General features: G+C 74.0%; 15 protein-coding genes. 2 read left to right on the plus strand and 13 right to left on the minus strand.

Annotated features, from left to right (window positions below; translation table 11 throughout):
* The 9 genes from DVA66_RS12410 to DVA66_RS12445 all read right to left on the minus strand — a co-directional run.
* A partial coding sequence (locus DVA66_RS12410) for a putative immunity protein (RefSeq protein ID WP_408608910.1) occupies positions 1–330 on the minus strand: 330 nt, incomplete at its 3' end.
* Positions 323–727, minus strand: a complete 405-nt coding sequence (locus DVA66_RS12415; RefSeq protein WP_114560371.1) for a VOC family protein — start codon at positions 725–727, stop codon at positions 323–325. The genes DVA66_RS12410 and DVA66_RS12415, both read right to left, overlap by 8 nt.
* Complete coding sequence (locus DVA66_RS12420) at positions 712–1,008, minus strand: ArsR/SmtB family transcription factor (protein ID WP_198671715.1); 297 nt, start codon at positions 1,006–1,008, stop codon at positions 712–714. Before DVA66_RS12420 ends, DVA66_RS12415 begins: the two co-directional genes overlap by 16 nt.
* A gap of 54 nt (positions 1,009–1,062) precedes the next feature.
* Complete coding sequence (locus tag DVA66_RS12425; protein ID WP_114560372.1) at positions 1,063–3,456, minus strand: ATP-binding cassette domain-containing protein; 2,394 nt, start codon at positions 3,454–3,456, stop codon at positions 1,063–1,065.
* A gap of 103 nt (positions 3,457–3,559) precedes the next feature.
* Positions 3,560–4,012, minus strand: coding sequence for a pyridoxamine 5'-phosphate oxidase family protein (locus tag DVA66_RS12430; RefSeq protein WP_114560373.1), 453 nt, complete (start codon positions 4,010–4,012; stop codon positions 3,560–3,562).
* Complete coding sequence (locus DVA66_RS12435) at positions 4,009–4,443, minus strand: VOC family protein (RefSeq protein WP_198671716.1); 435 nt, start codon at positions 4,441–4,443, stop codon at positions 4,009–4,011. Before DVA66_RS12435 ends, DVA66_RS12430 begins: the two co-directional genes overlap by 4 nt.
* A 5-nt stretch (positions 4,444–4,448) precedes the next feature.
* Complete coding sequence (locus DVA66_RS12440) at positions 4,449–4,898, minus strand: helix-turn-helix transcriptional regulator (RefSeq protein WP_114560375.1); 450 nt, start codon at positions 4,896–4,898, stop codon at positions 4,449–4,451.
* Positions 4,899–4,924: 26 nt separating this feature from the next.
* The gene (locus DVA66_RS20935) at positions 4,925–5,077 is read right to left on the minus strand and encodes a hypothetical protein (RefSeq protein ID WP_157973978.1); all 153 of its coding nucleotides are present in this window, start codon (positions 5,075–5,077) and stop codon (positions 4,925–4,927) included.
* Positions 5,074–5,502, minus strand: a complete 429-nt coding sequence (locus DVA66_RS12445; protein ID WP_114560376.1) for a ChaB family protein — start codon at positions 5,500–5,502, stop codon at positions 5,074–5,076. The genes DVA66_RS20935 and DVA66_RS12445 overlap by 4 nt, the downstream gene beginning before the upstream one ends.
* Before the next feature lie 133 nt (positions 5,503–5,635).
* On the opposite strand from DVA66_RS12445, the gene DVA66_RS12450 reads away from it, so the two are divergent.
* Together DVA66_RS12450 and DVA66_RS12455 are read left to right on the plus strand one after the other, a co-directional pair.
* Positions 5,636–6,079 (plus strand): SRPBCC family protein, encoded by a 444-nt coding sequence (locus DVA66_RS12450; RefSeq protein ID WP_114560377.1) that lies wholly within the window; start codon positions 5,636–5,638, stop codon positions 6,077–6,079.
* Positions 6,076–7,110: a hypothetical protein gene (locus tag DVA66_RS12455; protein ID WP_114560378.1), complete on the plus strand. Its 1,035-nt coding sequence runs from the start codon at positions 6,076–6,078 to the stop codon at positions 7,108–7,110. Before DVA66_RS12450 ends, DVA66_RS12455 begins: the two co-directional genes overlap by 4 nt.
* A 45-nt stretch (positions 7,111–7,155) precedes the next feature.
* Here DVA66_RS12455 and DVA66_RS12460 read toward each other — a convergent pair whose 3' ends face one another.
* The 4 genes from DVA66_RS12460 to DVA66_RS12475 all read right to left on the minus strand — a co-directional run.
* Positions 7,156–7,572, minus strand: coding sequence for an NUDIX domain-containing protein (locus DVA66_RS12460; protein ID WP_114560379.1), 417 nt, complete (start codon positions 7,570–7,572; stop codon positions 7,156–7,158).
* Entirely contained in the window at positions 7,569–8,393 is an 825-nt protein-coding gene (locus tag DVA66_RS12465; protein ID WP_114560380.1) for a YhfC family glutamic-type intramembrane protease, read from the minus strand. Before DVA66_RS12465 ends, DVA66_RS12460 begins: the two co-directional genes overlap by 4 nt.
* Entirely contained in the window at positions 8,390–8,977 is a 588-nt protein-coding gene (locus tag DVA66_RS12470) for an HhH-GPD-type base excision DNA repair protein (protein WP_114560381.1), read from the minus strand. The genes DVA66_RS12465 and DVA66_RS12470 overlap by 4 nt, the downstream gene beginning before the upstream one ends.
* Before the next feature lie 41 nt (positions 8,978–9,018).
* Positions 9,019–9,885: hypothetical protein (locus tag DVA66_RS12475; protein WP_232821932.1), on the minus strand; the 867-nt coding region annotated here is incomplete at its 5' end.

The raw sequence follows: 9,885 nt of genomic DNA on the forward strand, positions 1-9,885 counted from the left end.
CGCCTGCCCGGCGGCGTAGGCGGCGTGCCGCGCGGGCCCGCGCAGGTCCCGGGCCGCGCCCATGGCGTGGCCGCCGGCCGCCCGCGAGGCCATCATCCCCACCTCGCCGCGCACCCAGCCCCGCACCTGCTCCAGCGCCTGGCGCGGACGCGGGTCCTCGGGTCGGACGGCCTCGAACAGCGGCAGCACGTGCTCGGCGCAGGTGGCGGCCCAGAGCGCGAGCAGGTGGTGGTCGGCGTCGGTCAGCGTGCCGCCCCGGCGCAGGGTGACCAGCCGCAGGTCCTTGTCCGGGGAGAGGATCACCCGCGCCCCCGCTCGGGGTTCACGCACCGACCCCCTGGGGCCGGGGCTGCACCAGCTGGACGAGGTTGCCGCAGGTGTCGTCGAGGACGGCCACCAGGGCGGTCCCGAGATCGGTCGGCGGCTGGGTGAACACCACCCCGAGCCCGGTCAGCCGCTCGTGCTCGGCCGGCAGGTCGTCGACGGTCAGCTGCAGCAGCGGGACGCCGTCCTCGGCCAGCGCGTCACGGTAGGGCCCGACCGCCGGGTGCCCGGCCGGCTCCAGCAGCAGCTCCGGGCCCTCGGGCGCCTCCGGGGAGACGACGGTGAGCCAGGAGTCCTCACCCAGCGGCAGGTCGTGGCGCAGGACGAAGCCCAGCACCTCGGTGTAGAAGGCCAGCGCCGCCCGCTGGTCGTCCACGTAGAGGGTGATCAGGTTGAGGCGCACGGGGTGGTCTCCTCGGGCAGGGGCCAGCGGCCGGCGATCTCGGCCAGCGGGGCACGGTCGAAGTGGTGCAGCTTGGTCCGTCCGCGGCGTTCGGTGACGACCAGCCCGGCCGACTCCAGCACCGCCAGGTGCTGCGAGACCGCCTGACGGGTGAGGCTGCGCTGGTGCCGGGTGGCCAGGGTGGCGCAGATCTCGAACAGCGTCTGGCCGTCACGCACCGCCAGCTCGTCGAGCACGAGCCGCCTGGTCTCGTCGTCCAGGGCGCGGTACACGTCGGCCATGCCGGGCAGCATAGGCAGGCCGGCGCCGCCCGGCCACCGGTCGCCGTCCCTGGCTCACGCCCCGCCGACGTAGGCCGCCAGGTGCTGGCCGGTCAGCGTCGAGCGGTCGGCGACCAGGTCGGCCGGGGTGCCCTCGAACACCACCCGGCCGCCGTCGTGCCCGGCACCGGGGCCGAGGTCGATGATCCAGTCCGCGTGGGCCATCACCGCCTGGTGGTGCTCGATGACGACGACCGAGCGGCCACCGTCGACGAGCCGGTCCAGCAGGCCGAGGAGCTGCTCGACATCGGCCAGGTGCAGCCCGGTGGTGGGCTCGTCCAGGACGTACACCTCGCCCTTCTCCCCCATCTGGGTGGCCAGCTTGAGCCGCTGCCGCTCGCCGCCGGAGAGGGTGGTCAGCGGCTGGCCCAGGGTGAGGTAGCCCAGCCCGACGTCGGCGAGCCGCTGCAGGACGGTGTGCGCGGCCGGCGTCCGCGCCTCCCCCGTGGCGAAGAACGGCTCGGCCTCGGCCACCGACATCGCCAGCACCTCGCTGATGTCCTTGCCGCCGAGGCGGTACTCCAGCACCGCCGGCTGGAACCGCTTGCCCTCGCAGACCTCGCACGGGGTCGACACCCCGGCCATCATCGCCAGGTCCATGTAGATCACCCCGGCGCCGTTGCAGCTGGGGCAGGCGCCCTCGGAGTTGGCGCTGAACAGCGCGGGCTTCACCCCGTTCGCCTTGGCGAAGGCCTTGCGGACCGGTTCCAGCAGCCCGGTGTAGGTGGCGGGGTTGCTCCGCCGGGAGCCCTTGATCGCCCCCTGGTCGATGGTCACCACGCCGTCGCGGCGGGCCACCGAGCCCGAGACCAGCGAGCTCTTGCCCGAGCCGGCGACGCCGGTGAGCACGACCAGCACCCCGAGCGGGATGTCGACGTCGACGTCGCGGAGGTTGTGGGTGCTCGCGCCGCGGACCTCCAGCGCGCCGGTGCGGCTGCGCACCGACGGCTTGAGCCGGGCCCGGTCGTCGAGGTGCCGGCCGGTCAGGGTGCCGCTGCGGCGCAGCCCATCGACGTCGCCCTGGTAGACGATCTCCCCGCCCGCGGTGCCCGCCCCGGGGCCGAGGTCGACCACGTGGTCGGCGATCGCGATGGTCTCGGGCTTGTGCTCGACCACCAGCACCGTGTTGCCCTTGTCGCGCAGCCGCAGCAGCAGCTCGTTCATCCGCTGGATGTCGTGCGGGTGCAGCCCGATCGTCGGCTCGTCGAAGACGTAGGTGACGTCGGTGAGCGAGGAGCCCAGGTGGCGGATCATCTTGGTGCGCTGGGCCTCACCACCCGACAGCGTGCCGGCCGGCCGGTCCAGGCTGAGGTAGCCCAACCCGATCTCGACGAAGGAGTCCAGCGTCTCGGTCAGCCCGCCCAGCAGCGGGGCCACCGACGGCGCGTCCAGCCCGCGGACCCACTCGGCGAGGTCGCTGATCTGCATCCGGCAGGCGTCGGCGATGCTGATCCCCTTGATCTTGGACGAGCGGGCGCCCTCGTTGAGCCGGGTGCCCTCGCACTCGGGGCAGTCGGTGAAGGTGACCGCCCGGTCGACGAAGGCGCGGATGTGCGGCTGCATCGCCTCGCGGTCCTTGGACAGGAACGACTTCTGCATCCGCGGGATCAGACCCTCGTAGGTGACGTTGATGCCCTCCACCTTGATCTTGGTTGCCGGCTTGTGCAGCAGCGCGTCCAGCTCCTTCTTCGTGTACCGCCCGATCGGCTTGTCGGGGTCGAGGAACCCCGACTCCATGAAGATGCGGCCGTACCAGCCGTCCATGCTGTAGCCGGGGATGGTCAGCGCGCCCTCCCGCAGCGACTTGGTGTCGTCGTAGAGCGCGCTGAGGTCGAAGTCGGTGACCGAGCCCATCCCCTCGCACCGCGGGCACATGCCGCCGGTGATCTCGAAGTCCCGGCGCTCCTTGATCTTCTGCCCGCCCCGCTCGATGGTCACCGCACCGGCCCCGCTGATCGAGGCGACGTTGAACGAGAACGCCTGGGACGAGCCGATGTGGGGCTCACCGAGCCGGCTGAACAGGATCCGCAGCATCGCGTTGACGTCGGTGGCGGTGCCGACCGTCGAGCGCACGTTCGCGCCCATCCGCTCCTGGTCGACGATGATCGCGGTGGTCAGCCCCTGCAGCACGTCGACGTCGGGACGGGCCAGGCTCGGCATGAACCCCTGCACGAACGCGCTGTAGGTCTCGTTGATCAGCCGCTGCGACTCCGCGGCGATGGTGCCGAACACCAGCGAGCTCTTGCCCGAGCCCGAGACGCCGGTGAAGACGGTGAGCCGGCGCTTGGGCAGGTCGACGCTGACGTCCTTGAGGTTGTTCTCCCGCGCACCCTGCACCCGGATCAGGTCGTGGCTGTCCGCGGCGTGCGGTGCCGGCGGGTGCGCGTCGGTGCGGGTGACGGTGTCCATCTGTCTCCTCCTCAGGCCGACGGACGTCGCCGGCGTCGCCTGGGTCGATCTAACCAGTTCGGGTGCCCGGCCGGGGCCCCTCGACCCCGGCCGGTGGCGGCGCTCAGACCAGCCAGCGACCGTCGCGCATCAGCTCGCGTCCGGACAGCTCGTCGACCTCCCGCCAGGCCTGGACCCGGCGCGGCCGGACCCGGAACCAGCGGTAGGAGCCGCCGCCGCGACGCGGGTCGAAACCGGCGCGGGCGGCGAACCGGTCGGCCTCCGTGGCCGGCAGCGCGTCGAGGGCGAGCACCTCCACCTCGCCGTCGACGAGGGTGACGTCGCGGGTGGGTCCGAGCCCCAGCCGGACCACCCCGCGGGCGGCGAGGTTGCGGCCGGTGGCGGTGGCGAGGCTGGTGGCCAGCAGGATCGTCTGGCCGTCCCAGTCGAAGGACAGCGGGACGAGGTGCGGCGTCTGGTCGGCCGAGGCGGTGGCCACCCACAGGTCGACGTCGGTGCGCAGCCGGTGCTCGGTGTCGCTGCGGCGTCGGGCACCGGGCCGCGGACCGTCCGTCATGCCGGCGACGTCGGGTCCTGGGCGCGCACCTCGAAGATGCGGATCATGCTGCCGGCCGGGTCGCGGAAGGCGCAGTCACGCGTCCCCCACGGCTGGTCGGTGGGCTCCTGGACCACCTCGGCGTCGCCGGCCTGCAGCCGCTCGAAGGTGGCGTCGAGGTCGGAGGTGGCCAGGTTGATGCCGGCGTAGGTGCCCTTGGCCATCATCTCGCTGAGCACCCGGCGCTCCTCCTCGGTGATGCCGGGGTCGGCGAACGGCGGGTGCAGCACGATGCTGGTGCCAGGCTGGCCGGGCGGGCCGACGGTGAGCCAGTGCAGACCCTGGTACTCGACGTCGTTGCGCACCTCGAAGCCGAGGGTGTCGCGGTAGAAGGCCAGCGAGGCCTCGTGGTCGGTGTGCGGCAGGAACGCCTGGTGGATGGTGAGGTCCATGGCCCTCACGCTAGGGCCGTGCCCCGCCCGGGTGCTTCTCGATTCCTGACCGGTCGGCTGACCCGCTTGGCCAGACACGGCGCCATCCCGGCGAGGTCGTCCCCGGAGGTCGCCCGGTAGACGCTGGGAGGGACGCCGACCAGCTCGGTGAACCGGGTGCTGAAGGTGCCCAGCGAGGAGCAGCCGACGGCGAAGCAGACCTCGGTGACGCTGAGGTCGCCGCGGCGCAGCAGCGCCATCGCCCGCTCGATCCGCCGGGTCATCAGGTAGCTGTAGGGGGACTCGCCGTAGGCCGCCTTGAACTGCCGGCTCAGGTGCCCGGCCGACATGTGGACACCGCGGGCCAGCGCCTCGACGTCCAGCGGCTGGGCGTAGTCGCGGTCGATGCGGTCCCGCACCCGCCGGAGCAGGGCCAGGTCACGCAGCCGGTCGCTGCCGGGCGGAGAGGTGCTCACCCGCCCGATCGTGCCAGGTCGGGCCGTCAGCCCTCGACCGGATCGTCCTTGGCGGCCTGGTCCCCCGGTGCCTGCTGCGGGTCGTCCTCCCGGCGCTCGCCGGTCGGCCGCTCCTCCGGCGGTGCCGTCATCGTCGGCTCGGCGTCCTGGTCGTCGTGCTCCTCGTCGTACTGGCTCACCGCTCCTCCTCCCGTGCCTTGCGCGTGGACCGGTCGTTGGCCTTCTGGATGGCCTCGACCAGCTCGTCCTTGGTCATGTCGGAGCGCCCGGAGACGTCCAGCCGGCGGGCCACGTCCATCAGCTCGTCCTTGGTGGCGTTGGCGTCGACCCCGCCGGCGGTCTCGCGGTCGGTGTCGCGCCCGCCCTCGGCCTGGGCGTCCGACGGGCCCGGCTCGTCCTTGGGCTCCCAGTGGTCGCCGACCTTGTGGTGGGTGTGCTTGAGCGCGGCGTAGCCGACCTGGTGGGCGCGGCGTTCGTCGTCGTACTCCTCCGCGGCCGAGTCGTGGGCCTTGGCGAAGGTCCGCTGGGCCTTGTCCCCCGAACGCCGCAACGTGCTCGGCAGCTCGTCCTCGATCGGCTTCCCGTTCTTCCCGGTCTTCGGCACCGTGTCCTCCTCGTGCGCGACGTCACCGGTGGCCTACCCCGACCGGTGCCGCAGAAACCGCGGGCCCCGGGGAGGCTGTGGACGGCCGCCGCGCCACGGTGCCACCCCGGGCGGGTTCTGGCAGGCTGGGACCGTGCCCCCGCTGATGCCGATCCGGCTCGACCTCGAGCTGCCCGTCGCGCCGGCGGCGGCCTTCGACGCCTACGTCGACCTGGGCTCGTGGTGGGACCCGCGCTACACCTCCGACGCGACCACCTTCAGCGGGGTCGCGGTGACGCCGGGCCCGGGCGGGGAGATCCGCGAGCTGCACGCCGACGGGTCCTCCCAGCTCTGGGGCACCATCACCCTCTGGCAGCCCGGCACCGCACTGAGCCACAGCTTCGTGCTGGCCCACGACACCGGGGTGCCCAGCCAGGTGCTGGTCACCTTCACCGCCCGGCCCGGAGGGTCCCTGCTGCGCCTGCAGCACGGCGGCTGGAACGAGGACAACGCGACCGACCGCGACCGGTTCACCGACTGGGCCACCGTGCTCGCCGGGCTGCCGGCCCGGGTGCACCGTGGGCGGAGCCGGCGATGACGACGTCCCCGGGCACCGGCGCCCCACCCCCGGCCGACGTGCCGTCGTTCCGGCCGCCGGCTCCCCCGGCGGCCGGGCCCGCTCCCGAGCAGCTCGATCTCGTGCCCGACCCGCCGGTGCGACCCGCCCGGCGTGGACGGCGCGGTCTGCTGCTCGGCGGTGGAGGTCTGGTGGTGCTGGTGCTGCTGACCGCGCTCGTGGCCACCTGGTGGCTGACGGTGGGTCGCCCCGGCTCGGCGCTGGACCAGGTCACCGACGTCCCGCCCGGGCAGGCGCCCGGGCCGTCGCACCCGCTGCTGCTCAGCCAGCTGGAGGCGGCCGGGCTGCAGTGCGTCCGCGAGCTCGACGAGCCCGAGGTGCACGGCTGCTACGCGCTCCCGCCGCAGCGGTGGACCTACGTGCAGTGGAGCCGGGACGGTGACGAGGCGCAGGGGCTGTCGCTGACCATGCCGAGCGACGACGTCACCGCCGACGTCCCGCCGCCGCTGCTGGCCGCCGTCGCCCTGGCGGTCGGGCTGAGCAGCACCGAGCTCGACCAGCTGGTCGGGGCCGCCGCCGAGGTCGCCGCCGCCGAACCGGGTGAGGTGCGCCCGGTGCCGACCCGGCCAGCCGACTTCGAGGTGTGGACGCTCGGCGCCGACCTGCGGGTCGCCTTCGCCAACGCCGGTCCCCCGCTGGGTAGCGTCCCGGCCGCCGACCTCGGGCTCGACCCGGCGACCGCGGTGGAGGTGCTGGAAGGCGACGGTCTGTCCTGCGAGCCGGCCACCGACGCGGTGCTGGTCAGCTGCGCGGGCGACGGGGTCGAGCTCACCCTGGAGGGCGACGCCGACGGCCGGCTGGTGGCCGTCGGCGCCGGGCCGGCCGAGGAGGCCCGTCCGCACCTGCGTGCACTGCTCAGCGACCTGCCCGACGACGACCGGGAGGCGGTGGAGGGGTTGCTCGGTGTCGAGGCCCCCGGCGTCGCCGCCGGACGCGGGTGGGTCGTGGTCGCCACCGGGGACTGGCTCTGGCTCCGCGGCGCCAGCTGGTGACGGCGCCCCGTTGGCCGTGACCTGACCCGTCAGGCGGTCCGCCCCTCAGCCGAGGACGGCGGTGAGCTCCCGGACCAGTGGCAGGTCGCCCTCCAGCCAGGGCACCGACAGCAGCTCCGACGCGGTCAGCCAGCGCACCGCGTCGTGGTCCGGACCCGGTGCGACGACCTCGGCGGTGACGGCCCACCAGACCCGCAGCAGCGAGCCGTTCGGCAGCGGCCAGCCGCCGTCGGGCCCGGGCAGCTCCGCCCCGAAGGTGACGCCGGTGAGGCCGAGCTCCTCGTCGAGCTCGCGGGCCAGCGCGGCCAGCGGCGCCTCGGCGGGCTCCACCTTGCCGCCGGGGAACTCCCACCAGCCGGCGAGCGCGCCATGACGGCGACGGGCGGCGAGCAGCCGGCCCGGCCGCTGGAGGTCGTCGGTGAGGGCGGCCCCCACCACGAGGGGGAGGCGCTGTCCGGTCATCGCGGGGCCCCGTCGGTCTGGGCGAGCGCCCGGCTGCGGCGGGTCGTCGACCAGACCAGCAGCACGACCAGCGCGGTCGCCACGGTCAGCACCAGCTCGACCTGCCAGACCGCGGCCAGCGAGGACGTCCCGAGCAGCTGCTGGGTGGCGACGGCGCAGAAGTTCACCGCGCCGTGCAGCAGCACCGCCAGCACGACCAGCGGCCGGCGTCCGGTGCGCACCGCGACGAAGACGAGGACGCTGAGGGCCAGGTGCAGCGCCATCGCCACCACCCGCTCGTAGCCGGCGGCCAGCGGCCCGCCCGCGCCGAGCCCGGCGGTGGCGTCCCGCTGCGCGGCCAGGGTCTGCTGGGCCTCCGGCGGCAGCACGGCGGCAGGCAGCGAGCCGGTGTCCAGCGCCCAGAAGAGCAGCGCCGAGGAGGCGATCGAGACCCCGACCAGCAGGGCCGCCTCGATGCCGCCGTGACCGAGCCCGGCGCCGAGCGGCGTCGCCGCGCGGGACGGCTCGCGGCGCAGCAGGAACCGGAACCCGAGCGCCCGGGCCGTCTCCTCGAACACCCCGGCGGACAGGCTGAGCAGCGCGAGCCAGAGCAGCGGGTGCGCGGCCACCCAGCCGGCCAGCAGCGGTTCCACCACCGACAGCAGCGGGATCCGCAGCAGCAGCTGGGAGACGGTGAAGGTCAGCACGCCGACGCCCACCGCGACCAGCCGCACCGGGGTGCGGCGGACCACGACCACCACCGCCACCACCGGACCCAGCACCAGCAGCGCGGCCACCACGGCCGCAGCCAGGTAGTAGGTACCGGGCAGCGTCGAGGTCACGACGCCGTGGTGCGGGCCGCCTTGGCCGCGGCCTTGACCTGCTTCTTGGTCTCGCGGACCTTCTGCAGCGACGGCTCGTCGACGACGTCGGCGACCGAGCGGAACCCGTCCTGGCCGTACTCCCCCGCCGCCTCCTGCCAACCAGCGGGGCGGATGCCGTACTGCTTGGCCAGCAGGGCGACGAAGATCGACGCCTTCTGCCGCCCGAACCCCGGCAGCGCCTCGATCCGGCGGCGCAGCTCCGCGCCGTCGTCGACGTCCTCGACCAGGTGCACCGCGCTGCCCTGCCACTGCTCGACCAGCGCCTGGCAGACCTGGTGCACCCGGGCGCCCATCGAGCCGGGGAAGCGGTGCACGGCGGGCCGCTGGGAGCACAGCGCGACGAAGTCGTCCACGGGCATCGCGGCGATCGCGGCGACGTCGAACCGGCCACCCATCCGTTCCGCGATCACCCGCGGCCCGCTGAACGCCTTCTCCATCGGCACCTGCTGGTCGAGGGTCATCCCGATCAGCAGGGCGTCGAGGTCGTCCGACAGCAGGGCATCGGCCTGCGGGTCCCCGGTCAGCCAGAGTGAGCGCGCCATGGGCTCATCCTGCCGGACCACGCCGGGGCGCGCAGCCGTCCTCACTCGTAGAGGACGTACTCCGGGCGCGGGTCGAGGGCCATCACCTGCTCGGGCGTCATCAGCTCCGAGCCACCCTCGGTGTCCTCCTCGTAGAACAGCTTGAACCCCGCGTGGACGCCGTCGGGCAGCGTCTCCACGATCGCCTCGTAGGTCTCGACCTTGGCCCCGGGCGGGCCGAGGCCGTCGATGGAGGCGATGGTGACGACACCGTCGTGGCGGCCCAGATCCTCGGGGTCCTCCACGATGTCGACCCGCAGCTGGTGGTAGAGCATCACCTTCTCGGGCAGCCGGTGCTCGGCCACCAGGTCCGACATCCAGCCGGCGATCTCGTCGAGCTCCTCCCCGCTGGTGGAGCCGTACACCCGGCCCGGCACCTCGTCGTCGTCCACGGCCCACTCCGGGTCGAGGGCGACGCCGACGTCGGGCTCGCGCAGCCACCTCTCGTAGTGGCGGACCTCCTCGGCCATGTCGGCGCGGCCGGGCTGGATGTTGAGCAGCAGCATCGCGTCGTGGCGGCGGGCGGTCTCGAGGTGCTCGGCGATGACGTCCTCGTCGACCCGGGTGCGGTAGGAGCCGTCCTCACCGGGCGTGCTGTGCACCACGGTGGCGATCAGCTCGAGCACCGGGGTGATGCTGCGGTCGTCGCCGTCGTAGTCCTCGCCGATGTCCTTGATGTCCACCACCCGGTCGTCGAGGTCGCCGACGCCGAGCCGGCCCAGCGCCGGGGCGTCCGGGTAGCCGGAGAAGCCGACCAGCCGGGTGCCGGGGAACAGGTCGGTGCCGCCGCCGGGCAGCTCCAGCACGGGGGCGGGCGTGGGCGTCGGGGTGGGTATGGGGGTCGGGGTCGCCGACGGGGTCGGGGCGGG

Origin of the sequence: Desertihabitans aurantiacus (assembly GCF_003344635.1) — a bacterium.
GTDB lineage: Bacteria > Actinomycetota > Actinomycetes > Propionibacteriales > Propionibacteriaceae > Desertihabitans > Desertihabitans aurantiacus.